Here is a 26,509-nt window from a genome sequence, read left to right on the forward strand (position 1 = left end):
TGCGGTGCCATGCTCAACCCGGATGGCCATCCGCACGCGGACGCAACAGCCACGGCGTGTAACGCCACAGGTACAGCGCAAACGCCGCGCTCCACAACACGGCAGCAACGCCCACCGCCACCATCAACCCCGCCGGCCACAGCAGCGGCAAGCCTACCCGCACCAGCGCGGCGAGGCTCACCAACCCGTAAGCCGCCGTTTCCACCCGGCTGGCGTGCAAGGGGCGGGCGGTGTGGCCCATGGCGGTGCGGGTCATCATGCCCAGGGTCATGGTGCCGATCACGCCGACGGTGAGGGCGTGCGTGGCCAAGCTTGGCATCACCTGACCGGCTTCAGCGCCCAAGCGCAGCGCCAAGTGAATCGGCACCCAGGCGTAGGCCACATGCAGCACCCACACCAAGGGGTTGCGACCTGTTTTCCAGCTTTGCCACAGGGCCAACCGGGCAGCGTGCGCCACCAGCGCCAGCAGCAACACCGGCATGAGCCACACGCCGCGCAGCCCCAGGGCATCGGCCACCAACAGCGCCAGCACGCTGCCCAGCGCCACCGGCTCCAGCTTGGGGTGACGCACGGCGTTCAGGCCAGGCACGCCGTTGTTGGTGAACATGGGGATCACACGCCCACCCATCACCGCAATCATGAACAGCACCCCATCCAGCGCCACCGGCAGCCCCAAGCCGCCTGGCGCCTGCCAGTTCAACAACTGGCCGAGGTGCAGCACGCCGCACGCCACGCCCATCAAGACCAGCAGCGCGACGAAAAAATAATTGCGATGACTGCCGCCTCGGTGCAACGCCCGCCACAACCCCCAAGCCGCCAGCCACGGCACGGCCACGTTCACCACCGCCGCCGCCCAGCCCCAGGGCGTGAACACCAGCACACGCCCGAGCAGCCACAACGCCGCCAACGCCATCAAGGGCCGCCCCGTGGGCGTGCGCTGGCCCGACCAGTTGCGCCCAGCGGTAAACAAGAAACCGATCACCACCGCCAAGGTGTAGCCAAACACCATTTCGTGCGCATGCCACAGCGCGGAGGGCAGCACCGCCCCCGGCAACACGCCCACAAATTGCAGCGCCCACAGCGGCACCGACACCACGGCCTGTAACGCGGCCAGCAGGTAAAACGGGCGAAAACCCAAATCCCACAGCGCCAAGTGGTTGGACGGCGGCGGGCGACGGATTTCTTCGATCTGGATGAATTGCGTGGCCATGGGTGGCGATCTTAGGCGGCTTGGAGTTGCGCTTGGGCTTGGCGTGCAGCGTCCTGCAACGCAGCCAGCAACGGTGCCCGCAACGGATGCTCGGCCCGCAGCGCCGGGCACACCACTGCCACTTGGAATGCGATGCTCACCGCCAGCGGGCGCATCACCAGCCCGCTGCCCTCGCCCGCCATCGCCAGCGCTGTCAGCGGGTTGACGATGGCCAACCCCAGCCCCTCACGCACCAAGGCGCACACGGACACGGCGCTGGCCGTCTCCAGTCGCAACTGGCGCGGCACGCTGGCTTGGGTGAACAGCGCGTCGATCTGCTGGCGGTACGGGTCGCCCGGTGCCAGGCTGACGAAGGGGTGATGGGCGAAATCCTCCAACCGCAGGCGTTCGCGCTGCGCCAGCGGGTGGCCGGCGGGCAGCACCGCGACTTCGTCGGCCTGAAACAGCGGCGCCAAGGTGGTGCCGCGTGGGGCTTCGCGCTGCTCGGTCAAACCGAGGTCAAAACGCTGTTCGGTGAGGGCCGCCTCCAACATGGGCGATTCCAACGGCGTGAGGCTGACGCTGGCCTGCGGCCACTGCGCGGCGAACGACGCCAGCGCCGCCGGCAGCAGCGCATGGGTGAGCGCCGGCAGGCAAGCCAGCTCCAGCCGACCTTGGGCGAACTCGCGCAGCCCGCTGGCCGTGGCGGCGATGCGCTCCAGCCCGACGAAGGAGCGCTCCACCTCCTCGCGCAGTGCCAGCGCCCGCACGGTGGGTTGCAGCCGACCGCGCACGCGCTCGAACAAAGCGAAACCCAGCACCTGCTCCAACCGCGCCAACTCGCGGCTGACGGTGGGTTGCGAGGTGTGCAGCAACTCGGCGGCTCGGGTGACGTGGCCGGTGAGCATCACGGCGCGGAACACTTCGATCAGGCGGTGGGTAATGAGAGATGGGGACTTGTTCACCCTGCTGCTGCCTTTTCAACTCGCAAAAGCAAATTGAGCCTTCGACTCGCCATGCCAGTAACTCCTTGTGAATCACCCCGATAACCACGGAGGCTCGTTGGTTCGATGGTCGTGCCGCTGTGGCCGATGGCTCAACGAGTGAACTGTCGCAGTTTGCCTCGGCCAGGGCATCGAGAGATCCCCAGGGAGCTTAGCCTACGTCTAGCCTCACCAGCCAGGAGAACAGTGCCAATCCTCTGCACCAAGGGTGGCAAGCTTGCGCAGATGCTGCACACTCATATACCCCCCATTATAATTAGACCGTTGCGGTGTTGCACTTCGAACTTGAGACCACCCACGGGAATATTGACATGGACAAACTGACAGCTTTACAAACATTTTGCATGGTGGTGGAAAAGCGCAGTTTTTCTGGTGCAGCCATACAGCTGGGCCTATCACGCTCGGCAGTCAGCAAGAATATCAGGGAATTAGAAGAATACTTAGGCGTGACGCTGATTCGCCGCTCCACGCGCCATGTTTCTATTACCGATGAAGGCGAAATTTATTACGATCGCGTTCAGCACTTGCTGACACAAATGCGAAACACGGACGATTTTTTGCGCTCCTCAGGCACAACCTTGAGCGGCAAGCTGCGCATCTCAGTTCCGATGTCCTTGGGGCTGACGTGCCTCATTCCGCTGATCTTGGAATTCAGGGCGCGCCACCCCGACATCACTCTTGACTTGATGCTGAGCGACGAAAAGGTGGATTTACTCGCCCAAAGCTACGACGTCGCCATCCGGGGCAGCACGCAAAAACTGACGGACGCCAACATCATGATGCGCACCATCGGTCAATTTGACCATGTCTTGTGCGCCTCACCTGTTTATCTGGCCGACAGGCAATCCCCCCTATCGCCCCAGGATCTGGTGAAGCACAACTGCCTGTCCTACTCCAACTCTGGAATACCCACTCGCTGGGAATTCGAGAACGCTGGCCACCAGTGCGGCGTGACGATCAACGCGTCCATCAATTGCAACAACAGCTTGGCTCTGCGCTACGCGGCCCTCCAGGGCCTGGGTATCGTGCGGATTCCGGAAGTCATCGTGCGGGAAGACATCGCCGCAGGCCGGCTTCAGCCCGTCATGACGTCTTGGCGCAGCCCCTGCGTGAAGATTTTCGTGCTGTATCCCTGCATACCCTCCGTGCCACGGCGCCTGCGGGCCTTTATCGATTTTCTGGCCCAGCGCTTCAACCACCGCAATGCACCGGACGTGACGGTAGGGGCTGTGTCAGCCCAGTGATGCGGATTCAACCTCACTCAGGGTGGGATAGTCGGTGTAGCCCTTGGCGCCGCCACCATAAAAGGTCGTGGGGTCAGCGCTGTTGAGTTCAGCCTGACGGCTCAGACGCTCGACCAAGTCCGGATTGGCCAGAAAGAGCGCACCAAAACACACGGCATCGACCACCCCGTTGCGCAAGAGGGGTTCGATCACCTGCGGTGTGGCCGGCCAGCTTCTGGCATCAGCGTGCGGGTTGAGCACCAGGCGCCCGGCCCAGAGTCGGCGAATCTCCAGCGTCTGCGCCCGATTACCCGCCTCCATGATGTGCAGGTAGGCCAGCGCAGGCAGCTCGGGCACCAGCGCACGGTAGAGCGCGGCGCTCTCGCCTTCATCGATGTCGTTGTAAGGGTTGGCCGGAGAAATGCGCACGCCGGTGCGCTCGGCGCCAATGGCCTGGCTCACCGCGTTCACGACCTCCAAGGTGAAACGCACGCGGTTGGCCGGGCTGCCGCCGTAGGCATCGGTGCGAGCGTTGCAGTTGCGCGCCATGAACTGGTGCAGCAAAAAGCCATTGCCGGCATGGACTTCGACCCCGTCGAAACCAGCGTCCAGGGCATTGCGAGCCGCTTGGGCGAAGTCGGCGCAGGTCTGGCGGATCTCGTCCAGACTGAGGGCACGCGGCACCGGATAGGGCTGTGGGCCGCTCGGTGTGAAAGCCACCCCGGCCGCCGGTAGCGCCGAAGGGCCAATCGGCTGATGAGCGCTGGCGTAGAGCGAGGGGTGACCAATGCGCCCGGCATGCATCAACTGCGCGACGATGCGCCCCCCCTGGGCGTGCACCGCCTGCGTCACTTGCCGCCAGGAGCCCACCTGCCGCGCGTCGTGCAGGCCAGGTGTGTTCATGAAACCTTGGCCGACGGGGCTGGGCTGAATGCCCTCCGAAATGATCAGCCCTGCACTGGCGCGTTGCGCGTAGTAGCGCGCCATGAGCGCGGTGGCCTGGCCGTCGGGGGTGGCGCGGTTGCGGGTCATCGGAGCCATCACCAGGCGGTTGGCCAGGGTCATGGCCCCCAGGGATGTAGGTTCAAAAGCGCGAGACATCATGTTTGGTTTGCCTCTCAAGAAATTTGCTGAAGGTATTGGGCATGGGCATCCGTCCCAGCTTCAGCATGCTGGGCTGGGCCAGGATGACGGCGCTGATGACACAGGCCGCGCCCAGTAACTGCGTCGGACTCAAGTGCTGGCCGAGGAACACGAAGCCGAACATGGCCGCCGAGAGCGGGCTGGCGAGTGAGATGAACGCCACCGTCAGCGCCGGCAAGCGCTCGACGCCCCGAAACCACAGGGAATAGGCCACAAGCGCGCCCACCACCGAGAGGTAGCCAAAGCCCAGCCAATTGGCCGCACTCAGGCTGGTGGGCACACCTTCGCCGAGCAGCACTGCGGGCAGCAGCACCGCACCGCCAATGCTCAGCTGCCAGCCGGTGTAGGTCATCACCCCCATACCAGGCGGTCGCCCCCAGCGCTTGGCCAGCACCAAACCCGAAGCCATGGACAGCGCCCCGGCCAGCCCAGCGGCGATGCCCACGCCATCCAGCCGGGCGCCGGGCTGTACCGCCACCAGTCCCACCCCGGCCATGGCCAGCGCGCAAGCCAGCAGCTGCACCCGCGCGATGGCTTGACTCAGCAGCAAGGCCCCCAGAATCAGCACGATCACCGGCTGCGAGGACATGATCAGTGCCGCTACACCACCGGGCAGGTGGTAAGCCGCGACAAACAGGAAATAGAAAAAGGCCCCTATGTTGAGCACCCCAAGCACGGCCATGCGCCACCACCACGCCCCCTCGGGCAAACGCCGACCCAACCCCACCAGCAGCAAGCCCACGGGCAAGGCACGCATAACGGCTGCAAGCAGCGGGCGATTGGGCGGCAACAACTCGGTGGTCACCAGATAGGTGCTCCCCCAGACGATGGGGGCGAGCGCCGTCAGCAGCACATCGAACCAGAGCGGGGACGAATGGCTGCGGCTCATGCCATGCTCCCGGAAACCGTGCTCTTGGCGGTCGTGCCGAAATAAAAGGCAGCCAAGTCACGCGCCTGGGTCATGTAACTGATCAAAACCCCGAGATGAGGGGTAGGCAGGCCACAGATGATCGCAGCAGCAGCAGCTTCAGAAATATCGTCCTTGCCCGACGGCAGACGCAGAGGAAAACCCAACCAATCGCCCCCCTCACTCAAGAGAAGATTAGCTTCGCGCTCGTCGATAATGCCTGCAACCTGAACAATATGATTCACAAAATCCTCAATGAATATTCAAAAACCGAGGGCATTGATGCTACAGCAATATATCGACGGGAATATTTACTCAGAGTGCACAAACATTGCACCACCAGTCAATAAATAAAATTAGTCCATTTTCAAAATATCTCCATGCATTTCACAGCCCAATAACTGATCAGCGACGAATGTCGCAGAGGCACCAACGCTTGAGCCCATGCGGCCATGCATGCGCGCGAACCCATATCACGCATACATAGCTCAAGCATGAAAAAGTATTGTGAAAGCATTACCCAACCCGGCAAGATGCCACCCCATGAGCCTGCCTACCTCCTTCACCCCCGACCTGCTGCGCGCCCTGGCCCAGCAGCACGGCACCCCGCTGTGGGTGTATGACGCCCACACCATCCGCCAACGCATTGCGGACTTGCAGGTGTTCGACACCGTGCGCTTTGCGCAAAAAGCCAACTCCAACACCCACATCCTGCGGCTGATGCGGGCGCAGGGTGTGGTGGTGGATGCCGTCTCACGCGGTGAGATCGAACGCGCCCTGGCCGCCGGTTACACCGCCGATCAAACCCCCGGCGCCACCTCCGGCATCGTCTTCACCGCCGATTTGTTCGACGCCGCGACGCTGGACACCGTGGTGCGCCACGGCGTGCCGGTGAACGCCGGCTCCATCGACATGCTGGAGCAACTGGGCCAGCGCTCGCCTGGCCACACGGTGTGGCTGCGCATCAACCCCGGTTTCGGCCATGGCCACAGCAACAAGACCAACACCGGCGGTGAGCACAGCAAACACGGCATCTGGCACGCCGATCTGGGCGCGGCGCTGGCCGCCATCCAGCGCCACGGCCTGCGCTTGGTGGGCTTGCACATGCACATCGGCTCGGGCGTGGATTACGGGCACTTGCAGCAAGTCTGCGCCGCGATGGTGGCACTGGTGAAACGCGCTGGCGTGCCGGTGGAAGCCATTTCGGCAGGTGGTGGCCTCTCCATTCCCTACCGCGAGGGTGACGACCGCATCGACACCGCGCATTACTTCAGCCTGTGGGATGCGGCGCGGCGCGAAATCGCCAGCCACCTGGGCCGCCCGGTTCATTTGGAGCTGGAGCCGGGGCGTTACCTCGTGGCCGAATCGGGCGCGCTGCTGACCGAAGTACGCGCCACCAAGGCGATGGGCCAGAACGCTTTTGCGCTGGTGGATGCGGGCTTTTCGGACTTGATGCGCCCCTCGATGTACGGCGCTTTCCACGGCATCAGCGTCATCCCCATGAGCGAAGGCGAGCGCCCGCTGCAACCGACCGTGGTGGCCGGGCCGCTGTGCGAATCCGGCGATGTGTTCACCCAAGGGGAAGGCGGCGTGGTGCTGACCCGTGAACTGCCCCAGGCCCGCGTGGGCGACTTGCTGGTGCTGCACGACGCGGGCGCGTATGGCGCCTCCATGTCCTCAAACTACAACAGCCGGCCACTGATTGCCGAAGTGCTGGTGGACGGTGAGGGCCACCGCCTCATCCGCCGCCGCCAGACAGTGGCGGAGTTGTTGGCGTTGGAAGACTGCTGAACGACGCCTCAGCGCCCTGGCCGATCCAGCCCAGCCAGGTCGTCATCCAGCGTCCAAACGCACACGCGGCTCATGGGGTAACGGCGGCAGCAAGTTTCAAACTCTTGCTGAATGGACAGATCGCCCAAACCCACGCCTCGGGTCGCAGCCTCAGGAAACCGACTCAGCCAGCCCAACACGCTCTCGGCCGATGGGAAGTTGATCGGCTTCCACGGCGCTTGGTTGGCCAGTGCCGCCTCCACCGCCTCGGTGAAACGCAGCGCAGCAGCACGGCGCTCTCGCCCATCAGCCACATGGGCAATGTGGTTGCCAGTTTCAATGATCGCCGCCATTGGGATGAACAGATGCGCGCCCATCTCTATCCACTGCTCAAGCTCAACCAGCACCGCTTGACGCTGCGCATTGCGCCCCGACACATCCAGCACGTTGAGCAGTACCGAGGTGTCGATGAGAACGATGGCACTCACAAACGAACCTCTTCGCCAGACAGCCGCAATGACGCCAGCCAAGCCCGCGCTTGTTGCCGGCGAGTCTCAGGGCCTGGGTGCTGCTTGATGAAACGATCCAAGATCCCAGTGCTCATCAAACGCCCAAGTGGGCCTTGCACCAACAATTCAGGAACATCGGGCACGTCACTCAACCGCACCAACCGGCTGGCCCCATCGGCGGGATCGCGGTAGCAAAACACCACATCGGGCACAGCAGCATCCGGCAAGGCATCCAACAACGCCGGGTTGTGGGTCGAAAGCAGAACGCGGAGCTGGCGCTGTTGCGCCAAAGTCCGGAGGCGCTCTAGTAAATGATGCGCTCGGCTTGGGTGTACGCCGTTGTCGATTTCCTCGATGACCACCAAACTGCCTTGTGGCGCCGACAGCATCGCCGCCGCAATCGCCAGCACACGCAAGGTGCCATCGGACAGCAGCGAGGCATCCACCCAGCGACATAAACCACCAAAGGTTTCCTGCAACTGCACCATCACTTCCCCCCGTGGGCCAGTGAGAAACGCCAGTCCGGTGATTTCTTGCTCGGGCAAGCTCTGAATGAATGCGAGCATCTCTTCGCGCTGGCTGCGCACCGGTTCGTCATGCGCTTGCGAGTCTGTGCCCCACAGGTGGTGCAGCACGCTCGAAAGATGGCTGCCATCGCCCCGCAAGCGCCGGTCGTTCGTGAAGCTGTACTCACGCATCCGGGCAGGTACTGGATCCAAAAATACGATGTCGGACAGCAAACGCTGGTAGCGACGCGCAACGACAGGGATCACTTCCTGAGCCTTGCGGTGCCCTGCCTCAAACCGGGCAGGGCTATCAAGCTGGGTGAACACCGCCATCTGGTCGCTCACCGTGACATGGGGCTTGGTGCCTCCCTTGGCAAAGTTGTTGTAGGCCACCCCCGCATCCGTACTCATCCCCACCGACGGACGATCCAGAAGGTAGAGCGGCACTCGGCCGCCCAGTTGATCCACGGTTTCTTGTTGGATGTGCAGATCGCCATCGCGCCAACCGATGCGCAAGCTGAGTCGATGCCAATCCTCGTCATCACTCAAACACCCCAGGCTGAAGTCATCGCTGCCACGGTGGAACAAGTCTTCGATGCGACCACGCACTACGGGCTCATATCCGCCATATCGAATGGTGCTGAGCTTGTGCCCTTGTGCCAACCAGCTCAACAAACGCAACGCCTCAATGGCATTACTTTTGCCCGCTGCGTTGGCGCCGATCATCACCGTCAGCGCTCCCAGCGGCAATGTGGCATCCCGGAAACTCTTAAAGTCACGAAGCGTGAAAGCAGCAAGCATGGTGTGTTTCCCCGAGCCTAATGTTCGGCGTGCATTGTGCTTTGCACCCGCACAATCACGCTTTCACCTCGTTTTTCCCGTTCCCATTCACCTGAACAGCCCCCATGAGCCTCAAAGACCAAATCACCAACGACATGAAAGCCGCCATGCGCGCCAAGGAAGCCGACAAGCTCACCGCCATCCGCATGTTGCTGGCCGCTTGCAAGCAAAAAGAGGTGGACGAGCGCATCGTGCTGGATGAGGCCGCCATCGTCGCGTTGGTGGACAAGCTCATTAAGCAGCGCAAAGACTCGGTGGCCGCCTACACCCAAGCGGGTCGCGACGATCTGGCCACCAAGGAAAGCGCCGAAATCAGCGTGCTGCAAGCCTATTTGCCCGCCCGCCTGAGCGCCGACGACATTTTGGTGGAAGTGCGCGCCATCGTCGCCGAGCTGGGCGCCGCTGGCCCCGGTGACATAGGCAAGGTCATGGGCGCCGCCAAAACCCGCTTGGCGGGCAAAGCCGAGATGGCCCAAGTTTCCGCTGCGGTGAAAGCCGCACTGGCGGGCTGAACCTCCCTTTTTTGCAAGGATTTTTCGACATGAGCACCCTGCCCCTTTCCCAAGTCGCGGCTGACATCTGCACCGCCCCGCAAATGCAGCCCGACGCCATGGTCGAACTGGCCCGCCTCGGCTTCAAAAGCGTGATCAACAACCGCCCGGACTTCGAACACGGCCCCGATCAACCCACAAGCAGCGCCATCCAAGCCGCCGCCGAAGCCGCTGGCCTGCAATACCGCCATTTGCCGGTGGCTGGGGGATACCAATCGCCGGAAGAAATCGCCGCGTTCGGCCAGCTCATGGCCGAACTGCCACGCCCGGTGCTGTGCTTCTGCCGCTCGGGTGCCCGCTCGGGCAAGCTGCTGGCCGCCTCCGGCAGCCTGTGAGCCCTCGCGGGTGACTCCGCCCCCGGACTTACCCGCAACCTGACACGCTTTCAGCCCGCTTTCAGTGCGGTTTCCTTACAGTGCGCAGCGCTTTACATCCAACCCTGCACACTGGAGACAACCGTGTCAGCACTTCTATCCCTTTCGCGCCTGATCGACCGGCTCAATGAGCTGGTCGGGCGCTGGGCTGCGTGGCTGGTCTTTGCCGCCGCCGCGATCAGCGCCATCAATGCCATCGTCCGCAAGGCGTTCAACGTCGGATCCAACGCCTTCCTGGAAATTCAGTGGTACTTGTTTGCCGGTGTGTTTCTGCTGGCCGCCGGCTACACCATGCTGCGCCAAGAGCATGTGAAGATCGACGTGATCGCCGGGCGCTTCTCCAAGCGCACCCAGATCAAGATCGAAATCTTCGGCATCGTCTGTTTCCTGCTGCCTTTCGTCATCACCGTCATTGACCTGGTCGTGCCGCTGGTGATCAAGGCTTACACCACGGGCGAAATGTCCTCCAACGCCGGCGGCCTCATCCGCTGGCCGGTGTACGCCCTGGTGCCCATCGGTTTCACTTTGCTGGGGTTGCAAGGGATGTCTGAGCTGATCAAGCGTGTGGCCTTCCTCATGGGGCTGATCGCCGATCCCACCCAAAAAGCCCAAGAAAAATCAGCCGAAGAAGAGCTGGCCGAAATCATCCGGGCCCGCGCCGAAGCTGACGCCAAGCAAGGAGCGAAGTGATGGAATTCCTCTCGGCCAACATGGCCCCGATCATGTTCGCGGGCCTCATCGTCTTCCTGTTGATGGGCTTCTCGGTTGCCTTTTCTCTGGCGGCTGCGGGGCTGTTCTTCGGGTTCGTCGGCATTGAGCTGGGGCTGCTGCCCGCCTCGCTGATGCAGGCCCTGCCGCTGCGGATCTTCGGGATCATGCAGAACGACACCCTGCTGGCGATCCCCTTCTTCACCTTCATGGGCCTCATCCTGGAACGCTCCGGGATGGCGGAAGACTTGCTCGACACCATCGGCCAACTCTTCGGCCCGATCCGGGGCGGCCTGGCTTTTGCGGTGATTTTCGTGGGCGCCATGCTCGCAGCCACCACCGGTGTGGTTGCCGCTTCGGTGATCTCGATGGGCTTGATCTCACTGCCCATCATGCTGCGCTACGGCTACGACCGGCGCGTCGCCTCGGGCGTGATTGCCGCTTCGGGCACGCTGGCGCAGATCATTCCGCCTTCGCTGGTGCTGATCATCATGGCCGACCAGCTTGGCCGCAGCGTGGGCGATCTCTACAAGGGCGCGTTCATCCCCGGCTTTGTGCTGACCGGTTTGTATGTCGGTTACGTGGTGCTGGTGGCCATGTTCAAGCCCGCCTGGGTGCCTGCCCTGCCGCCGGAAGCCCGCACCATCCGCGAAGATGATGGCTCTGCCGGTCTCAAGTCGTTGGGCTTCTTGGCGGTGCTGTCCACTTCCTTGGCCATCGTGTTTGCCAAAACGCGCCCTGCCGAAACCCCGACCGACGAGTTGATCGTGCTGTCGTTGTGCGTGGGCGTGGGTGTGGCGTTTGCGCTGTCGGTGGCCAACCGGGTGCTGAAACTGGGCCTGCTGTCGCGCATGGCCGAGCGGGTCACCTTCGTGCTGATTCCGCCGCTGGGTTTGATTTTCCTGGTGCTGGGCACGATTTTCCTGGGCATCGCCACCCCGACCGAAGGCGGTGCGATGGGTGCCATGGGCGCGCTGTTGATGGCCATTTCGCGCCGTCGCCTGGACATGAAACTGATGCGCCAGGCGATGGACTCGACGATGAAGCTCTCCTGCTTCGTGGTGTTCATCCTGCTGGGCTCGACCGTGTTCAGCCTGACCTTCCAAGGCGTGGACGGCCCGCACTGGGTGGAACACCTGCTGACCAGCCTGCCCGGCGGCCAGTTGGGCTTCCTGATCGTGGTGAACATCCTGATTTTCGTGCTGGCCTTCTTCCTGGACTTCTTCGAACTCAGCTTCATCGTCGTGCCCCTGCTGGGCCCGGTGGCGGAAAAGCTGGGCATCGATTTGGTCTGGTTCGGGGTGCTGCTGGCCGTGAACATGCAAACCTCGTTCATGCACCCGCCGTTTGGCTTTGCGCTGTTTTACCTGCGCAGCGTCGCGCCGAACGATGATTACACCGACAAGCTCACCAAAAAGCCCATCGCCAAGGTCACCACGGGTCAAATCTACTGGGGTGCCGTGCCTTTCGTGGTGATCCAGATGATCATGGTCGGCTTGGTGATTGCTTTCCCGGGCATGGTGTCGGGGGGGTTGGACAAGAAGACCGATGTGAACGTGGACAACATCGTCATCGAAGCCGAACCGAATGCTGCGCCACAAGAGAACAACCAAGACCAGTTGTTCGGCACCCCGAGCGCGGCTTCGGGTGCGCAAGAGGCCCCGAAAGAGGAAGATCCAATGGATGCCTTCAAGCGCGCTGCCGAGCGGGATGGTGCCGCCAGTCAGTAACGACAGCCAAGGGGTGGCCACCACCCCCTGAATGCAAAAAGCCGCGCTGGCATCCAGCGCGGCTTTTTTGATGGGGTGCGCTGCGTGCCAGCGTTACAGTTTTTGCGACTGCATGAAGTCGTCAAAACCGGCTTCAGCGAAGCGGAACCACAGGTTTTGATCGGCGCGGAACTTGGCGTAGTCGGTGTAAACCTTCTTCCAGTTCGGGTTCTTGGCGGCGATTTCGCTGTACAGCGCCATCGATTCCTTGAAGGCCGCTTCCATCACATCCTTGGGGAAGCGGAACAGCTTGGTGCCACCGGCCACCAACTGTTTGAGCGCCGCCGGGTTGCGGGCGTCGTACTTGGCCTGCATGTCGATGTGGGCGTAGGCCGACGCGGCTTCGATGATGGCTTTGTACTCGGCGCTCAGACCTTCGTAGGCTTTGGCGTTGATGAAGAAGTCCAACTGCGGGCCGCCTTCCCACCAACCCGGGTAGGCATAGTGCGGGGCCACTTTGTTGAAGCCCAGCTTCAAATCGTCGTAAGGGCCGACCCATTCGGCGGCATCGATGGTGCCTTTTTCGAGCGATTGGTAGATTTCACCGCCCGGGATGTTCTGCGGCACCCCGCCCATGCGCTCCACCACCTTGCCGGCAAAGCCCCCGACGCGGAACTTCAGGCCCTTCATGTCGGCCAGAGACTGCACCGGCTTGCGGTACCAGCCGCCCATCTGCGCCCCCGTGTTGCCACCGGGGAAGTTGACGATGTTGTAGCCGCGATAAAACTCGCGCATCAGCTTCAGGCCGTTGCCTTCGAGCATCCAGGCGGTGAGCTGGCGGCTGTTCAAGCCGAAGGGGATCGAGCAGCCCAGGGCGAAGGTTTCATCCTTGCCGAAGAAGTAATAGGGCGCGGTGTGGGCCAGCTCGACGGTGCCGTTTTGCACCCCATCGACCACGCCAAACGGGGGCATGAGTTCGCCGCCGGCATGCACCGAAATCTGGAACTTGCCGCCCGACATTTCGCCCACCTTCTTGGCGAACACTTCAGCCGCACCAAAAATCGTGTCCAGCGACTTCGGGAAGCTGGACGCCAAGCGCCAACGCAGTTGGGCCTGGGCTTGCACCACGGCTGGGGCAGCGCCCGCAGCCAGAACACCGGCCAAGCCGGCGTGACGAACAAAAGCTCGACGTTCCATCGTTGATTCTCCATCTGGGCACAAAAAGGCCCGCAGCAGCGCTGGCGGGCCTGGGCCGATGGCGATTCTAGGAAGCCAAGCCGGGGCGTCAGCACGGGCTTACCCGGGCGTCGCCCCTTCGGGCGTCACAGTTTCTGGGATTGCATGAAATCGTCGAAACCGGCTTCAGCGAAGCGGAACCACAGGTTCTGATCGGCGCGGAACTTGGCGAAGTCGGCGTAAACCTTCTTCCAGTTCGGGTTCTTGTTGGACAGCTCGCTGTACAACGCTTGCGACTCCTTGAACGCCGCTTCCATCACATCCTTCGGGAAGCGGAACAGCTTGGTGCCGTTGGCCACCAGTTGCTTCAGCGCGCCGGGGTTGCGGGCGTCGTACTTGGCCTGCATGTTGATGTGGGCGTAAGCCGCTGCCGCTTCGATGATGGCTTTGTACTCAGCGCTCAGGCCGGCAAAGGCTTTGCTGTTGATGAACAAGTCGATCTGCGCGCCGCCTTCCCACCACGCCGGGTAAGCGTAGTGCGGCGCCACCTTGTTGAAGCCCAGCTTCTGGTCGTCGTAGGGGCCGATCCACTCAGCGGCGTCGATGGTGCCTTTTTCCAGCGATTGGTAAATTTCGCCGCCCGGGATGTTCTGCGGCACGACGCCCAAGCGCTCGGCCACCTTGCCAGCAAAACCACCGACGCGGAACTTCAGGCCCTTCATGTCGGCCATCGACTGGATCGGCTTGCGGTACCAGCCACCCATCTGAGCACCGGTGTTGCCACACGGGAAGTTGATGATGCTGAACCCGGCGTAAAACTCACGCATCAGCTTCAGACCGTTGCCTTCGGTCATCCAAGCCGTCATTTGGCGGCTGTTCATGCCGAAGGGGATGGCCGCGCCCAGGGCAAAGGTTTCATCCTTGCCGAAATAGTAGTAGGGCACAGTGTGGGCCAGCTCGACGGTGCCGTTTTGCACGCCATCGACCACGCCAAACGGGGGCATCAGCTCGCCACCGGCATGCACCGAGATCTGGAACTTGCCGCCCGACATCTCGCTGACCTTCTTGGCGAACACGTCGGCGCCGCCGTAAATGGTGTCCAGCGACTTGGGGAAGCTCGATGCCAAACGCCACCGCAGATTGGCCTGCGCTTGGACGATGGCCGGAGCGGCGCCAGCCGCCAGCACGCCGGCCAGGCCAGCGCTACGCACAAAGGAACGACGTTCCATGCTGAAGTCTCCTGTTTCAGATCAAACAACCGTGCCGCACCCACGCACCGCACGACAGCGGCGCGCATCCTGCGCTCACGAGCTTGAAAATTGGCTGAAACAGCGGCCAAACAGGCGCCGGGTTCGGGTCAACCCGAAGACGGCCTCAGGAACCGGCGATTTTCATGCGCTCAATCAGCATCGAACCGATGGTTTTGGCGCCCAGGTTGTAAGCGTCGGCGCCCACGGCCACGATGTGGCGCAGCATGTCGCGCAGGTTGCCGGCGATGGTGATTTCATGCACCGGGAAGGCAATGCGCCCGTCCTCCACCCAAAAACCTGCCGCACCACGCGAGTAATCCCCGGTGACGTAGTTCACCCCTTGGCCCATCAGCTCGGTGACGAACAGACCCCGGTGCAGCTTGCGCAGCATGTGTTCGAGGTGGTCGCCGGGTTGGGTCAAGCGGCTGGTCAGGGTGAGGTTTTGCGAGCCGCCGGCGTGGCCGGTGGTACGCATCCCGAGCTTGCGCGCCGAGTAACTCGACAGGAAATACCCCTGCACGACCCCGCCAGTGACGACGTTGCGCCCCCGGGTGCGCACGCCCTCGTCGTCAAACGGGGCGCTGCCCTTGCCCCGGCGCAGGTGGGGTTCTTCGACCACATCAATGTGATCGGCCCAGATAGGCTGGCCCAAACTGTCCACCAAGAAGCTGGCTTTGCGGTACAGCGCACCCCCGCTGACACCCTGCACAAACGCCCCCAGCAGCCCGGCGGCCACGGTGGATTCGAACAGCACGGGCACCTCGCACGTCGGGATCTTGCGCGACTTCAAACGCGACAGCGCCCGCGCCGCCGCGTAGCGCCCGACCTCTTCCGGCGCGGCCAGCTCCAGGGCGTTGCGCATGGAGGTGTACCAATGGTCGCGCTGCATTTTCGAGCCCTTGCCGGCGATGGGCGCCACCGACAGCGAATGGCGCGAACTGGCGTACCCGCCCCGGAACCCCCGGCTGTTGCCCGCCCAAAAATGCGATTGCTGCGCCGACACCGACGCGCCATCCGAATTGGTGATGCGCTTGTTCACCGCCATGGCGGCGTCCTCGGCGCGTTTGGCCAGGGCGGTGGCGTCTTCGGCGCTGGGGTTCCAGGGGTGGAACAAATCCAGGTCGCGGGCGGCTTCTTCGGCGCTCACCAGATCGTCCGGATCGGGCAAGCCGGCCACCGGGTCGGCGGCGGTGAAGCGGGCGATGTCGAACGCGGCGCGCACGGTTTGCTCCAGGGCAGTACGCGAAAAATCCGACGTGCTGGCGTTGCCCCGGCACTGGCCCAGGTAAACCGACACGCCCACCGATTTGTCCCGGTTGCGCTCGACGTTTTCGACCTCGCCTTTGCGCACCGAGACGCTCAGGCCACAGCCCTCGGACACCTCCACGCCAGCGTCACTGGCGCCCAGGGTGCGGGCCATGCCCAGCACGTCCTCGACGATCTGCTGAAATTGTTCACGGGAAAAGGCGAAGCCCTGGGCAGCGGTGGATGTCATGCAAAAGCTCGGGTTGGGAATTGCGGGACAATCATAACGATCCCCCATAGCCTGTCAGAGTGGTTGCCTTTCATGCGCCGAGCGCCTCCTTTTCCCCAAGATCCCGAGTTTGATGACGAGGCCGGTCGGCCGAGCAAGTCGGCCCTGAAGCGGCAGATGCACGAGTTGCAAACGCTGGGTGAAGAACTCACCCGCCTGCCCGACAGCCGCATCGTGCCATTGAACCTGCCCGAAAGCCTGCTCGACGCCCTGGCCGAGTTCCACCGCACACGCTCCTTCGAGGGCAAGCGGCGGCAATTGCAATACGTGGGCAAACTGATGCGCCACGTCGATCCCGAGCCGATTCGCGAGGCCATCGCCGCCTTCAAGCTGGGCAGCGCCAAAGACACGCTGCGCTTGCATGAAGCCGAACGTTGGCGCGAAGAACTGCTCGCCCAAGATGATGCGCTGACGCGCTGGATGAGCGAACACCCCAACACCGACGCCCAAGCCCTGCGCTCGCTGGTGCGCGCCGCCCGCAAGGACAGCACAGCGGCCACCGTCGAGCAGCGCCACGCCCGGGCCTACCGCGAGCTGTTCCAGCTCATCAAGAGCACGCTGGCCGAAGCCAACACCGAGTCGATCAGCGACGACATCCCCGAAGATCACGAGGAAGACGCCCGCCATGACCACCGCCGCCCCTGAGGCCCTGTCCCCCGAAGCCGTGACGATTGGCGTGGTGTCGATCAGCGACCGCGCCTCCACCGGGGTATATGAAGACAAAGGCATCCCCGCGCTGCAAGACTGGCTGGGGCGCGCCCTGCGCAACCCCATCACCTGGGTGACGCGGTTGATTCCGGACGATCAAGCCACCATCAGCGCCACCTTGTGCGAGCTGGTGGACACCGCCGGCTGCCATCTGGTGCTGACCACCGGCGGCACCGGCCCTGCCCTGCGCGACGTGACCCCCGAAGCCACCCTGGCCGTGGCCGACAAGGTGATGCCGGGTTTTGGCGAACAAATGCGCGCCATCAGCCTGAACTTTGTGCCGACGGCCATCCTGTCGCGCCAAGTGGCGGTGATTCGCGGGCAGGCGCTGATCATCAACCTGCCGGGCCAACCAAAATCCATCGCCGAAACGCTGGAGGGGCTGCCGCGTGCCACGCCGCCGGTGCCGGGCATTTTTGCGGCGGTGCCGTACTGCATCGACCTGATCGGCGGCCCCTACCTCGAAACGCACGACGAGGTGTGCAAGGCGTTTCGACCCAAAAGTGCGATTCGAAAAGGCGCTTGAACCATGGCCCTCTACCGTTGCGCCAAGTGCGGTTACATCGCAGAAACCGGCTCCCCTGTGGGTCAGAAAGACCCCTGCCTGCGCTGCGGCACGCCCAGCACGGTGTACGGCACGGTGTTCTACGCCCAGCAGCTCATCGAGCGTTACCTGAATGCGCTCAAGGAAATCAAGGCGCTCAAGCTGCAAGTCGAGGAGCTGGAAGCCGAGGTCAATGGGGAAGCCACGCCGGTGGCCGATGCGGTGCCCTCACCTGCGCCAGCACCCGCCGCTGACTTGGCCGATGTGGACTTGCACAACACCTCCGTGTTGGCCACCGCAGAACAGCACGCGCCGCTGGAAAAATGGTTTGCCAGCCGCCACATCAACGCACGCTTTGATTTCAGCCGCGTGGACACCACCGGCTTTTTTGACGATGCGGCACATTTGTTGGGTGAAAACTTCGCGCTGTTCGGCGAGCTGATCGAGCGCGTGCGCTACGCCTACCGCAAGGGCCACACCACACTGCACCTTGAATTGGCGAACTTGGCGCAGAAAGACGTTCAAGCCATCACCCACCTGTGCCGCCAGCTCTACAGCCACACGTTTTTTGCGCGATACATCTACCAAAAGCCGGAAAAGATTGTGCGTTTGAACGTGCAAAGCACTCCGGCAGTGCGCCAATTCTTTGAAGGCGGCTGGCTGGAGTGGTTTGTCTTCGGGCAGACGATCGACGCGTTCAAGCAGCGCCGTTTCTCATGCGCACGCGGCGTGCAAGTGGTCTTCCCGAACGAGGATTTGCACGAGCTGGACGTCGTGCTGTTGCCGGACGGGCAAGCCCCGCTGTGCATCGAGTGCAAATCCGGCGAATTCCGCCGCGACATCGACAAATACTTGCGCCTGCGCAAGCGCCTGGGGCTGGAGCGCCAGCGTTTCATCCTGTGCTCCACCGACCTGACGGACGAACAGGCCGCCGGCCTGTCCGCGATGTACGAGCTGACGTTTGTCAACCTGGGCACGTTGCCCAAGCACTTGGCCAGCTTGAGCGGCGCTTAACGGTATCAGCAAGAGGACAAGGCACGCGGTCGCGTGGATTGTCCGGAAGGCCCCACCGGTTGAGACGGGGCCCGCCCACAACGTGCGTCAGAACGTCAGGTTCTGATCCACATCGTGGGTTTTACGACGCGCCAGGGCCAAGTTCGCACGGCTCTTGTCCAGCACGAAGTAGATGAACGCGCCTTCTTTGCGGGTCAGCGGGCGCAGCAGGTGGTACTGCTTGCCCAGGGTGATGAGGATGTCTTCGATGACATCGTTCAAACCCAATTGGCGCATGGCTTTGAGCTTGGCACGCATCACCTCAGTGTTGGCGGCGGCGGCGATTTCCATGTCCAAGCCACTGCCGGTCGAGCCCAGCATCATGCCGCTTTCCGAATCCACCACGGCGGCGCACATGGAACCGTCACAGGTCATCAGCTCATCAAGACTTTGTCGAATCGTTGCCATGAGGTCATCCTTCCTTTAGAAACATCTGGCAGAGAGCACCGCGATCAGGGTATCGGCGGTGCGGGGGGAGAAGGGTGTGCATCTGGCACGGCCACCAGGCGCACGCCCAGAGCCCGACAGACGCGGTGAATGGTGTCCAAGCGCGGTTGGGCATCCGGGCGCAGTGCTTTGTAGAGCGCCTCGCGGCTCAAGCCAGAGGCGCGAGAGATGGCGGTCATGCCACGCGCCTTGGCGATGTCGCCCAGCACCGCCGCCACGAGACGGGCATCCCCATCTTCCAGCGCAGCCGTCAGGTACTGGGCCATGACGGTCTTGTCCGTCAGGTACTCGGCGACATCGAAATCGGGAAGATCCTGCAACGTCAGCGTGTCACGCTTGCCCATGGCTCATGTCTCCTGGTCTGAGTCGTCGAGCGCTGCCGCCACAGCTTGCGCCGCGACAACGTCTTTGTGCTGAAGCGAATGCTCGTCACCTCCGAGCATGAAAACCAGCACGCTGCCGCGCTGGACGTAATACAGCCGCCACCCTGGACAGGTGGGCTCGCGCATCTCGTACACCCCCTGCCCGACGGGCACGGTGGTATCCAAAACACCCATCTGCGTCTTGCGCAGCCTCAGCAGCACCCGGCTTCGGGTCGGGTGCGTGCCCAGGCTGGCAAACCAGGCATCGAACGAAGGGGTTCGCTTGATGGTGAGCATGGGGCCATTGTAATCGATCGATGACACTTATTTAAGCGGGCCTTAACCTCCGGAGAGTGCAATGCCTACCTGTGGACACACGTTGTGGCCACTTCTTCTGAAACACGCACGCACCATGAAATACATCCTCACTGCCATTGCCCTGACCTTGAGCGCCACTGCTTGGGCCGGCCCGACTTGCTCGGTTCCTCAAGAAAAATGGATGAAAGAAGCCGATTTCAAGGCCATGCAAGAAAAGCAAGGTTATCAAATCAAAACCTTCAAGGTCAGCAAGGGAAAATGCTACGAAATTTACGGCTTTGACAAAGCCGGCCAAAAGGTTGAGATTTATTTCGACCCGGCCACTGGCGCAGAAATCGAGCGCAAGTAATAGGATGGGCTGACCATGCAAAACCCTGTCACGCCGGCCACACCGGAATCTGTTCGCGTCTGGGATCCGGTCGTTCGGATCTGTCACTGGAGCCTGGTCGCCTGCGTCATGCTCAACGAATTCATCCTCGAAGAAGGTGATTCTGCCCATGAGTGGGCAGGGTACGTCGCCTGCGGCGCAGTGGTGATTCGATTCGCATGGGGGTTTGTAGGCAGCCCACACGCCCGTTTCTCGGATTTTTTCCCTACCCCACAGCGGTTGATGCGTCACTTTTCTGCGCTGCGCCGGCGCGAACACCCGCGTTATCTCGGGCACAACCCGCTGGGCGCCGTGATGATGTTGGCACTGATGGCCTTGGTGATATCGCTGGGCCTGACGGGGTGGTTACAAGGCACGGATGCCTATTTTGGGGAAGAGTGGCTTCAAGAATTGCACGAGGTTTTGGCCAATGTTTTACTGGTGGCCGCTGGTTTGCATGCCACGGCAGCGCTGGTCATGAGCCATTTTGAACGGGTGAATTTAATCGGCGCCATGATCACCGGGATCAAGCGTTTCCGATGAAGCCGAATTGGCCAACCATCTCAGGATGACCCCATACATGCGCTCCGGCTCGAAGGGTTTGGCAATGAAATCGTTCATGCCGGCAGCCATGCACTTGTGCCAATCGTCTTCGAACACATTGGCAGTCATGGCGACAACGGGAATGGCCGACGATCGGCCCGGACTTTGCCGGATGGCCCGGGTTGCGCTCAGGCCATCCATGCGGGGCATCTGCATGTCCATCAAAATCAAGTCGTAGTCCCGCAGGCGGATACGCTCAAGCGCTTGTAAACCATCTTGCGCGACGTCGGCCACCAGCCCGACTTCATCTAAAAGTACCCAGGCAATTTCTTGGTTGGTGGGATCATCTTCCACCAACAACACATGCCGCCCTGCAAACTGCGTCCGGATGCGGTGGCCGGCATCCAAGGTGACAACGGCCACCGTGCGCTCCTCAGGCAAATCGGCCCGTTTGAAAGGCACCGTGAACCAAAACGTGCTGCCACGTCCGGGTTCGCTGTCCACCCCAATGCGCCCCCCCATCAATTGAACCAGCCGCTTGCTGATGGTCAATCCCAGGCCCGTACCACCATACTGGCGTGTGGTTGAAACGTCTGCCTGCTCAAATGCACTGAAAATCCGCTCACGCTCGCTGGGCGCGATCCCGATTCCATCATCGCGGACAGTGAACCGAACCAGGATGGACACCTCGGCCGTTTTTTCGACTTGGGCCGACACCCGCACAACCCCGGCCGAAGTGAATTTGATGGCATTGCCCACCAAATTCAGTACAACTTGCCCCAATCGCAAAGAGTCACCCAGCAAACACAGCTTGGCCAGCTCAGGCTGCACCGACACGGTCAGCGTCAAGCCCTTGTCACTCGCCATGGGTTGACTGAGATTCCGGACGTTTTCCAAAAATTCACCCAGGGTAAATTTCAATTCTTCCAGTGCCAGTCGATCGGCTTCTATTTTAGAAATATCTAATACATCATTGATCAACGCAAGTAAATGCTGGGAAGCTTTTTCGGCTTTCTCCAGCCGATCCCGTGTCACAGGATCGGTGATCTTTCGCTTGACCAAACCGATCATGCCCATGATCCCATTCATCGGCGTGCGCAACTCATGGCTCATGTTGGCAAGAAAAGCCGTTTTGGCACGATTGGCCGCTTCGGCAGCCTCCTTGGCAATGGACAATGCCGCTGTCCGTACCTCAACCAAATCTCTTAACTGCTCACCCCGATCGCTGAGCTGTCGGTTGGCGTGGGCCAAAGAATGCTCTGTTGCTTTCTGCCGCGAAATGTCGAGGTGGGTTCCCGCCATCCACAGCGGCGCACCGGTTTCATCCCGGGAAATCAGCTTGCCACGATCCAAAATCCAAACCCAGTGCCCATCGCGATGCCGAATACGCACTTCACACTCGTAGGCTGAGGAAACGCCAGAGAAATGAGCTTTCAGCCGCTGATTCGATTGAATCAAATCTTCGGGGTGAACCAAGGAAACCCACGTTTGAATTGAAATCGGCTGTAATTCCGCCAGTGTATAACCAGCAATTTCGGCCCAACGTTCATTGAACTGCACAATGCCGGTCGGAACATGCCACTCCCACGTTCCCACATCGGTGGCCCAAATGATGTTAGACAGCCGTTCCTGCGAAGTTTTGACCGCATTTTGCTCGTTCTTGCGAGCGGTGATGTCTCGAATGTACCCGTGCCAGATCACACTGCCATCGGCTTGCCGCTCAGGTGAGGCTTCTCCTTCGACCCAAAGAATGCGGCCATCCGCCCTGCATACCCGGTACTCGTCATGCCACCGTGTCATGTGCTGTGCAGAGGCTTGAACCCCCTCCCATACCCGCCGGGTATCATCTGGGTGCAAAACTTTCAGAATCGGTGATGCATCCGTCTCAACCTCCTGAGGGCTGACGCCGTAAATGTCGCGAATGCCCTCGGTGGCATACGGAAATGCCGACCGGCCATCAGGCCATAACTGGTATTGATACAACATCCCAGGCACATGGGACGCTAATTTTCTGAACCGGGTGTCCAGCGCTTCCAGGCCCATGTCGGCTGATTTATCCACCAGCACCAATAAACCACATGCCTCAAACTGCGATTCCAGTTGAATCATGTGGATATCGACACATGCGCCGCCATAGTCGGCCCGCAAGTGCAAGCGCCGGGCCACCTGCGGCAAACACGGATCACGGTGATGCAATAACCGATGCAGGGCCTCACGGCTGCTGGGCTCGAATAATTGGAATGCCGCTCGACGCATTCGCCCCTCGCGGGCCGACAAACCCAACTCCAACTGAGCCTGTTGGTTGATTTCAAGCAAGCAACCCCGCTCATCGATCACCAAGCACGGCAGTGGGATAAATTCGAAAAGATGTTGGTAACGCTCCAAATGAGTGGCAAGAAGCGCTTGGGCTTGACTCAGCTCTTGGTTTTGCGACTCCAACTCTGTTTGATAAATTCGCAGCCCTTCCAGCAGGCGTTCGATCTGCCCTTGGGGATCGTGGCTTTCGGCTTGCCGATCCGTGTCGAAGTGAGCCATCAGTTGTCGGGCTCGTTCGCGCAACGTGCCCAGGTTCAAAGTCGATGAGGTCACGACGCTTCCTTCAAATACCATGAGGTGATGTTGACGTGGCTGATGACAGCGCCATATTCAACGCCAATGATGGGGGCAGCGTGCATGACAAACCACCGCTGCTCCGTGGGTGAATGGCATGAGTATTCCAGAGAAAACCGGGGCAGTGACCCATCCAACACCTGACGCAACCCCTTCAGCACCGTATCAATGGGGGATTGATCTGGGGGATGCCGAACTTGGCAGACCTCCAAATAATTCACACCTACCCCGGTTCGCACCATGTCAGGGTCACCGTTGGCCTGCGCAAACCGCCGCCATGCCGCATTGACCATGCAGATGACCCCCACGGGATCGACCACCGCAATGTGCTCCGGCAAAGCGTCTATGATGGCTTGCAGCCGTCTGGCGTCATGAATGGCTGTCACGTCCACAAAGGTGGCCACGGCCCCGCGATCGATGCTCGAAGGAACCAAATAGGGCAACATCCGTACCAAGAACGTGCGTTTCCCATCGGCAGACAGAACCTCCCGCTCTAGCAACCGCTGCAACTTCAGCGTTCGCCCCAGATCTTCCATCAGCTCAGGATAATCAAGCACGTGGGTGATATCGTCCAATTGACGCCCCAAATCAGTTTCTCTCAGCTTGAAAATCTGGGTCGCATCCGGGCTGAAGCGCGTGATATTGAAATGCCCATCAACAAAAACCGTAGCGACGCCCGCAGCTTTGGCCATGCTATCTAAATCAGCATTAACACGGCTGAGCAGCAGCATTTTTTCCTGCAATTCTGCATTTACGGTGCTCATTTCTTCGTTCACTGACTGTAATTCTTCGTTCGAGCTTTGCAGCTCCTCATTAGAAGCCATCATTTCTTCGTTGGTGGCCTGCAACTCTTCGTTCGAAGCCTCTAATTCTTCGATGGTCGCTTGAAGATTTTCTCGCGTGGCGGCCAACTCTCGCTCCAAAATCGCCAAGCGATCGGCGGCTTCAGAATGAACATTGATGGCAGGCGGCGTCTCCGTTACACCCTCTTGTGTGGTTTCTTCGGATTCAAAACACAGCAGCGTCAAACACGCCTCGCCATCGGACTCCACTGGATGAGCCGACAATCGCAGCCCCACCCGCCCCTCACCTGGCACCTGTACTGCGAGGACATTGGATGACAGCGAAGTCCGGTCACGCTCCACTTTGTAAAGTAGCGCCGAAGCGACAGGTACCAACTCATCGGGCAACAAACGGCACACATCCAAACTCGCCACCCCCTCCTTCGCTCGAAAGTAGCGGGACACAGCACCATACAAGTGCAAAACTTCGTGATGGGCGTTCACAAGCATGGCGGGTGGAGCAAATCGAGCCATCAGGGTTTGCAAACCTGCCTCTGAAAATGCACCAGGAGCTTGACGGCGCTGGCGCACCACAGGCATGGTTTTACCGGTGGGCAGTGGCCGAGCCACATCGGCAATCCGACGAGCCGCTGGTAGCAGCACCGAAGGCCCTTTACGGCGAAACAATTTGTGCTGGGCATTGATGACGTGAACCCCATCGGCCACTGCCGCAAAGGATTCACTGGCGCCAAGCAGCAACACCCCACCATCATTCAGCGCATATTGCAGCGACCGCAACGCACGTTCCTGGGCAAACAAATTGAAATAAATCAGCGTGTTACGGCAAACCACCAAATCCATTTTGGTAAATGGAGGATCGGCCAGCAAGTTGTGGCGCGCAAAAACCACACATTGCCGCAAATCATTTTTGACATAAAAAACACGGTCTTTGCGGACAAAAAAACGCTCCAACCGCTCTGGATGAATTTCAGCCGCCGCCGACTCTGGATACTGGCCCATACCGGCGGTCGCCACACACTGCTGATCCACATCGGTGGCGAATATTTTCAAATGAGGCCAAAGACGGGCGTTCTCAAACGCTTCCAGAAACAAAATACCGACACTGTAAGCCTCTTCACCAGTGGCCACACCCGCAATCCAAACACGGATCGTCTCCCCCGCCGATTTGGCAGCAACCATGGGGGCGATGACTTTTTCTGCCAGCAGGTTGAACGTTTCTGGATCTCGGAAAAAACTGGTCACTGAAATCAACAACTCACGCCGCAGGGTGATGACCTCCGCCCGGTCATTTTCCAACAGCTCCAGATATTGGTGCAACTCAGGAGTGTGCCTCACCTGCTGCCGCCGATCAATCCGCCGCATGAGGGTGGACGATTTATAATCCGAAAAATCAATACCGCCTATTTGATGGAGCAACTGCAAAATAGCAGAAAAAACTTCCTGGGGATTCAGCGTCGCGTAGCGCTGAATCGGTACAAAGCCCCCTTCTGCGGGCGCTGCATTTTTGTTCAGATGACTCAGCAGGCGCAAAGGTAACTTTTCAGGTGGCAACACTGCATCCACCAAACCCGTGGCAATGACACTGCGCGGCATGCCGTCAAAAGAAGCAGACTCGGGTTCCTGTGCCATCAAAAACCCTCCTGCTTCATTGAGGGCCGTCGCCCCACGGGTTCCATCGGTTCCGGTTCCGGACAAAATCACGCCCACCGCACGTGGGCCGCAAGCACGCGCCAGGGCATTGAAGAAAATATCAATGGGCAGCGTCAAACCATGGGGATTCTTGGGCGTTAAATGCAAGTGCCCCTCCCGGACGTGCATCACCGACCCGGGCGGGATGAGGTGCAACCGATCGGGCTGGATGTCCATGCCATCTTGCACCAGCACCACGGGCATGCGGGTGTGTCGTGCCAGCAGGTTGCACATCATGCTTTTGTGGTCCGGCGACAGGTGCTGGATCACCACAAATGCAGCCCCCGTGTGGTTGGGGCAGTGCCGAAAAAATCGCTCTAGCGCATCCAGCCCACCTGCCGAAGCCCCTATGCACACCACATGACCCGTGAACACCGAAACCGGCGTGGCCAGCGTTGACGGCTCGGAGGGCGTCCCCAGCGTGAGATGGTCGTCGGTCATGTGGCGTCAACCCGATTGAAAAACAGCTTAGACAGTGATGCCTAGATTCTGTTGTCAACGCTTTCACCACACTTGCGGCCAACGGGCAAGAAAAAAGCCCCTGGGCCGAAACCTAGGGGCTTTGTTCAGATGGGTGGTCGGAGCGGCGGGATTCGAACTCGCGACCCTCTGCTCCCAAAGCAGATGCGCTACCAGACTGCGCTACGCTCCGACGAAGCTGACATTGTAGCC

General features: G+C 61.0%; 26 protein-coding genes and 1 tRNA gene. 11 read left to right on the forward strand and 16 right to left on the reverse strand.

Going from position 1 to position 26,509, the window contains the following annotated elements; genetic code table 11:
* Nucleotides 1-13 precede the first annotated feature (13 nt).
* Nucleotides 14-1,210 (reverse strand): NnrS family protein, encoded by a 1,197-nt coding sequence (locus VITFI_RS12850; protein WP_089417296.1) that lies wholly within the window; start codon nt 1,208-1,210, stop codon nt 14-16.
* Between the two features lie 11 nt (nt 1,211-1,221).
* Nucleotides 1,222-2,154, reverse strand: a complete 933-nt coding sequence (locus VITFI_RS12855; RefSeq protein WP_232476620.1) for a LysR family transcriptional regulator — start codon at nt 2,152-2,154, stop codon at nt 1,222-1,224.
* A 350-nt stretch (nt 2,155-2,504) separates the two neighbouring features.
* On the opposite strand from VITFI_RS12855, the gene VITFI_RS12860 reads away from it, so the two are divergent.
* Nucleotides 2,505-3,437 carry a LysR family transcriptional regulator gene (locus tag VITFI_RS12860; RefSeq protein WP_089417297.1) on the forward strand — a complete coding sequence of 311 codons (933 nt, stop codon included), beginning with the start codon at nt 2,505-2,507 and terminating at the stop codon, nt 3,435-3,437.
* Here the strand turns inward: VITFI_RS12860 and VITFI_RS12865 are convergent.
* The 3 genes from VITFI_RS12865 to VITFI_RS12875 are packed head-to-tail and all read right to left on the reverse strand — an operon-like array spanning nt 3,426 to nt 5,711.
* Entirely contained in the window at nt 3,426-4,520 is a 1,095-nt protein-coding gene (locus VITFI_RS12865; protein WP_089417298.1) for an alkene reductase, read from the reverse strand. The genes VITFI_RS12860 and VITFI_RS12865 overlap by 12 nt on opposite strands.
* Nucleotides 4,501-5,448 carry an EamA family transporter gene (locus VITFI_RS12870; RefSeq protein ID WP_089417299.1) on the reverse strand — a complete coding sequence of 316 codons (948 nt, stop codon included), beginning with the start codon at nt 5,446-5,448 and terminating at the stop codon, nt 4,501-4,503. Before VITFI_RS12870 ends, VITFI_RS12865 begins: the two co-directional genes overlap by 20 nt.
* A complete protein-coding gene (locus VITFI_RS12875; protein ID WP_089417300.1) occupies nt 5,445-5,711 on the reverse strand; it encodes a hypothetical protein in 267 nt (88 codons plus the stop codon). The genes VITFI_RS12870 and VITFI_RS12875 overlap by 4 nt, the downstream gene beginning before the upstream one ends.
* A 298-nt stretch (nt 5,712-6,009) precedes the next feature.
* Here VITFI_RS12875 and lysA point away from each other — a divergent pair, with 298 nt between their 5' ends.
* Nucleotides 6,010-7,257, forward strand: coding sequence for a diaminopimelate decarboxylase (lysA, locus tag VITFI_RS12880; RefSeq protein WP_089417301.1), 1,248 nt, complete (start codon nt 6,010-6,012; stop codon nt 7,255-7,257).
* A gap of 8 nt (nt 7,258-7,265) precedes the next feature.
* Here lysA and VITFI_RS12885 read toward each other — a convergent pair whose 3' ends face one another.
* Together VITFI_RS12885 and VITFI_RS12890 are read right to left on the reverse strand one after the other, a co-directional pair.
* Nucleotides 7,266-7,724: a hypothetical protein gene (locus tag VITFI_RS12885; RefSeq protein WP_089417302.1), complete on the reverse strand. Its 459-nt coding sequence runs from the start codon at nt 7,722-7,724 to the stop codon at nt 7,266-7,268.
* Complete coding sequence (locus VITFI_RS12890; protein ID WP_089417303.1) at nt 7,721-9,052, reverse strand: AAA family ATPase; 1,332 nt, start codon at nt 9,050-9,052, stop codon at nt 7,721-7,723. The genes VITFI_RS12885 and VITFI_RS12890 overlap by 4 nt, the downstream gene beginning before the upstream one ends.
* A 104-nt stretch (nt 9,053-9,156) precedes the next feature.
* Between VITFI_RS12890 and VITFI_RS12895 the strand changes: the two genes are divergently transcribed.
* The 4 genes from VITFI_RS12895 to VITFI_RS12910 all read left to right on the forward strand — a co-directional run bounded on the left by VITFI_RS12895 (nt 9,157) and on the right by VITFI_RS12910 (nt 12,454).
* Entirely contained in the window at nt 9,157-9,603 is a 447-nt protein-coding gene (locus tag VITFI_RS12895) for a GatB/YqeY domain-containing protein (RefSeq protein WP_089417304.1), read from the forward strand.
* Between the two features lie 29 nt (nt 9,604-9,632).
* Nucleotides 9,633-9,977 (forward strand): TIGR01244 family sulfur transferase, encoded by a 345-nt coding sequence (locus VITFI_RS12900; RefSeq protein ID WP_089417305.1) that lies wholly within the window; start codon nt 9,633-9,635, stop codon nt 9,975-9,977.
* A 123-nt stretch (nt 9,978-10,100) separates the two neighbouring features.
* Nucleotides 10,101-10,706 carry a TRAP transporter small permease subunit gene (locus tag VITFI_RS12905; protein ID WP_089417306.1) on the forward strand — a complete coding sequence of 202 codons (606 nt, stop codon included), beginning with the start codon at nt 10,101-10,103 and terminating at the stop codon, nt 10,704-10,706.
* A complete protein-coding gene (locus VITFI_RS12910) occupies nt 10,706-12,454 on the forward strand; it encodes a TRAP transporter large permease (protein ID WP_089417307.1) in 1,749 nt (582 codons plus the stop codon). Before VITFI_RS12905 ends, VITFI_RS12910 begins: the two co-directional genes overlap by 1 nt.
* Before the next feature lie 93 nt (nt 12,455-12,547).
* Here VITFI_RS12910 and VITFI_RS12915 read toward each other — a convergent pair whose 3' ends face one another.
* The 3 genes from VITFI_RS12915 to pmbA form a co-directional block, all read right to left on the reverse strand.
* Entirely contained in the window at nt 12,548-13,630 is a 1,083-nt protein-coding gene (locus VITFI_RS12915) for a TRAP transporter substrate-binding protein (RefSeq protein ID WP_089417308.1), read from the reverse strand.
* Nucleotides 13,631-13,755: 125 nt separating this feature from the next.
* On the reverse strand, nt 13,756-14,838 hold the full coding sequence (locus VITFI_RS12920) for a TRAP transporter substrate-binding protein (RefSeq protein ID WP_089417309.1): 1,083 nt from the start codon (nt 14,836-14,838) through the stop codon (nt 13,756-13,758).
* A 145-nt stretch (nt 14,839-14,983) separates the two neighbouring features.
* The gene (gene pmbA / locus VITFI_RS12925) at nt 14,984-16,354 is read right to left on the reverse strand and encodes a metalloprotease PmbA (protein WP_089418151.1); all 1,371 of its coding nucleotides are present in this window, start codon (nt 16,352-16,354) and stop codon (nt 14,984-14,986) included.
* Nucleotides 16,355-16,426: 72 nt separating this feature from the next.
* On the opposite strand from pmbA, the gene yjgA reads away from it, so the two are divergent.
* From yjgA to VITFI_RS12940, 3 genes are read left to right on the forward strand one after another with little or no spacing between them, the layout of a single operon-like run.
* A complete protein-coding gene (yjgA, locus tag VITFI_RS12930) occupies nt 16,427-17,038 on the forward strand; it encodes a ribosome biogenesis factor YjgA (RefSeq protein WP_089417310.1) in 612 nt (203 codons plus the stop codon).
* Nucleotides 17,019-17,627 (forward strand): molybdopterin adenylyltransferase, encoded by a 609-nt coding sequence (mog, locus tag VITFI_RS12935; RefSeq protein WP_089417311.1) that lies wholly within the window; start codon nt 17,019-17,021, stop codon nt 17,625-17,627. Before yjgA ends, mog begins: the two co-directional genes overlap by 20 nt.
* A 3-nt stretch (nt 17,628-17,630) precedes the next feature.
* On the forward strand, nt 17,631-18,659 hold the full coding sequence (locus VITFI_RS12940) for a PDDEXK family nuclease (protein WP_089417312.1): 1,029 nt from the start codon (nt 17,631-17,633) through the stop codon (nt 18,657-18,659).
* An 87-nt stretch (nt 18,660-18,746) separates the two neighbouring features.
* On the opposite strand, the gene VITFI_RS12945 is transcribed toward VITFI_RS12940, so the two are convergent.
* From VITFI_RS12945 to VITFI_RS12955, 3 genes are read right to left on the reverse strand one after another with little or no spacing between them, the layout of a single operon-like run.
* Nucleotides 18,747-19,106: a hypothetical protein gene (locus VITFI_RS12945; RefSeq protein ID WP_089417313.1), complete on the reverse strand. Its 360-nt coding sequence runs from the start codon at nt 19,104-19,106 to the stop codon at nt 18,747-18,749.
* A gap of 44 nt (nt 19,107-19,150) precedes the next feature.
* Entirely contained in the window at nt 19,151-19,489 is a 339-nt protein-coding gene (locus VITFI_RS12950) for an addiction module antidote protein (RefSeq protein ID WP_089417314.1), read from the reverse strand.
* A 3-nt stretch (nt 19,490-19,492) separates the two neighbouring features.
* Nucleotides 19,493-19,804 carry a type II toxin-antitoxin system RelE/ParE family toxin gene (locus VITFI_RS12955; protein ID WP_089418152.1) on the reverse strand — a complete coding sequence of 104 codons (312 nt, stop codon included), beginning with the start codon at nt 19,802-19,804 and terminating at the stop codon, nt 19,493-19,495.
* A gap of 115 nt (nt 19,805-19,919) precedes the next feature.
* Between VITFI_RS12955 and VITFI_RS12960 the strand changes: the two genes are divergently transcribed.
* Both VITFI_RS12960 and VITFI_RS12965 read left to right on the forward strand, forming a co-directional pair.
* Nucleotides 19,920-20,174: a PepSY domain-containing protein gene (locus VITFI_RS12960; RefSeq protein ID WP_089417315.1), complete on the forward strand. Its 255-nt coding sequence runs from the start codon at nt 19,920-19,922 to the stop codon at nt 20,172-20,174.
* A gap of 15 nt (nt 20,175-20,189) precedes the next feature.
* Nucleotides 20,190-20,735 carry a cytochrome b/b6 domain-containing protein gene (locus VITFI_RS12965; RefSeq protein ID WP_089417316.1) on the forward strand — a complete coding sequence of 182 codons (546 nt, stop codon included), beginning with the start codon at nt 20,190-20,192 and terminating at the stop codon, nt 20,733-20,735.
* Here VITFI_RS12965 and VITFI_RS12970 read toward each other — a convergent pair.
* From VITFI_RS12970 to VITFI_RS12980, 3 genes are all read right to left on the reverse strand, one after another.
* On the reverse strand, nt 20,694-23,324 hold the full coding sequence (locus tag VITFI_RS12970) for a PAS domain-containing protein (protein ID WP_198301474.1): 2,631 nt from the start codon (nt 23,322-23,324) through the stop codon (nt 20,694-20,696). The genes VITFI_RS12965 and VITFI_RS12970 overlap by 42 nt on opposite strands.
* Nucleotides 23,321-26,278, reverse strand: a complete 2,958-nt coding sequence (locus VITFI_RS12975) for a chemotaxis protein CheB (RefSeq protein ID WP_089417318.1) — start codon at nt 26,276-26,278, stop codon at nt 23,321-23,323. Before VITFI_RS12975 ends, VITFI_RS12970 begins: the two co-directional genes overlap by 4 nt.
* 134 nt (nt 26,279-26,412) lie before the next feature.
* A tRNA-Pro gene (locus VITFI_RS12980) sits at nt 26,413-26,489 on the reverse strand.
* Nucleotides 26,490-26,509 lie beyond the last annotated feature (20 nt).

This window comes from Vitreoscilla filiformis (genome assembly GCF_002222655.1).
In the GTDB taxonomy this organism is placed as follows: domain Bacteria; phylum Pseudomonadota; class Gammaproteobacteria; order Burkholderiales; family Burkholderiaceae_C; genus Ideonella; species Ideonella filiformis.

What these genes read in the sequence shown, in the direction of transcription:
- VITFI_RS12865 (WP_089417298.1), bottom strand. Translation starts at nt 4,520, where the DNA reads ATGATGTCTCGCGCTTTTGAACCTACATCCCTGGGGGCCATGACCCTG.
- VITFI_RS12950 (WP_089417314.1), bottom strand. Translation starts at nt 19,489, where the DNA reads ATGGGCAAGCGTGACACGCTGACGTTGCAGGATCTTCCCGATTTCGAT.
- VITFI_RS12895 (WP_089417304.1), top strand. Translation starts at nt 9,157, where the DNA reads ATGAGCCTCAAAGACCAAATCACCAACGACATGAAAGCCGCCATGCGC.
- yjgA (WP_089417310.1), top strand. Translation starts at nt 16,427, where the DNA reads ATGCGCCGAGCGCCTCCTTTTCCCCAAGATCCCGAGTTTGATGACGAG.
- VITFI_RS12945 (WP_089417313.1), bottom strand. Translation starts at nt 19,106, where the DNA reads ATGGCAACGATTCGACAAAGTCTTGATGAGCTGATGACCTGTGACGGT.
- VITFI_RS12860 (WP_089417297.1), top strand. Translation starts at nt 2,505, where the DNA reads ATGGACAAACTGACAGCTTTACAAACATTTTGCATGGTGGTGGAAAAG.
- VITFI_RS12910 (WP_089417307.1), top strand. Translation starts at nt 10,706, where the DNA reads ATGGAATTCCTCTCGGCCAACATGGCCCCGATCATGTTCGCGGGCCTC.
- VITFI_RS12940 (WP_089417312.1), top strand. Translation starts at nt 17,631, where the DNA reads ATGGCCCTCTACCGTTGCGCCAAGTGCGGTTACATCGCAGAAACCGGC.
- VITFI_RS12900 (WP_089417305.1), top strand. Translation starts at nt 9,633, where the DNA reads ATGAGCACCCTGCCCCTTTCCCAAGTCGCGGCTGACATCTGCACCGCC.
- VITFI_RS12890 (WP_089417303.1), bottom strand. Translation starts at nt 9,052, where the DNA reads ATGCTTGCTGCTTTCACGCTTCGTGACTTTAAGAGTTTCCGGGATGCC.
- VITFI_RS12965 (WP_089417316.1), top strand. Translation starts at nt 20,190, where the DNA reads ATGCAAAACCCTGTCACGCCGGCCACACCGGAATCTGTTCGCGTCTGG.
- VITFI_RS12975 (WP_089417318.1), bottom strand. Translation starts at nt 26,278, where the DNA reads ATGACCGACGACCATCTCACGCTGGGGACGCCCTCCGAGCCGTCAACG.
- VITFI_RS12960 (WP_089417315.1), top strand. Translation starts at nt 19,920, where the DNA reads ATGAAATACATCCTCACTGCCATTGCCCTGACCTTGAGCGCCACTGCT.
- pmbA (WP_089418151.1), bottom strand. Translation starts at nt 16,354, where the DNA reads ATGACATCCACCGCTGCCCAGGGCTTCGCCTTTTCCCGTGAACAATTT.
- lysA (WP_089417301.1), top strand. Translation starts at nt 6,010, where the DNA reads ATGAGCCTGCCTACCTCCTTCACCCCCGACCTGCTGCGCGCCCTGGCC.
- VITFI_RS12955 (WP_089418152.1), bottom strand. Translation starts at nt 19,804, where the DNA reads ATGCTCACCATCAAGCGAACCCCTTCGTTCGATGCCTGGTTTGCCAGC.
- VITFI_RS12850 (WP_089417296.1), bottom strand. Translation starts at nt 1,210, where the DNA reads ATGGCCACGCAATTCATCCAGATCGAAGAAATCCGTCGCCCGCCGCCG.
- VITFI_RS12920 (WP_089417309.1), bottom strand. Translation starts at nt 14,838, where the DNA reads ATGGAACGTCGTTCCTTTGTGCGTAGCGCTGGCCTGGCCGGCGTGCTG.
- mog (WP_089417311.1), top strand. Translation starts at nt 17,019, where the DNA reads ATGACCACCGCCGCCCCTGAGGCCCTGTCCCCCGAAGCCGTGACGATT.
- VITFI_RS12870 (WP_089417299.1), bottom strand. Translation starts at nt 5,448, where the DNA reads ATGAGCCGCAGCCATTCGTCCCCGCTCTGGTTCGATGTGCTGCTGACG.
- VITFI_RS12915 (WP_089417308.1), bottom strand. Translation starts at nt 13,630, where the DNA reads ATGGAACGTCGAGCTTTTGTTCGTCACGCCGGCTTGGCCGGTGTTCTG.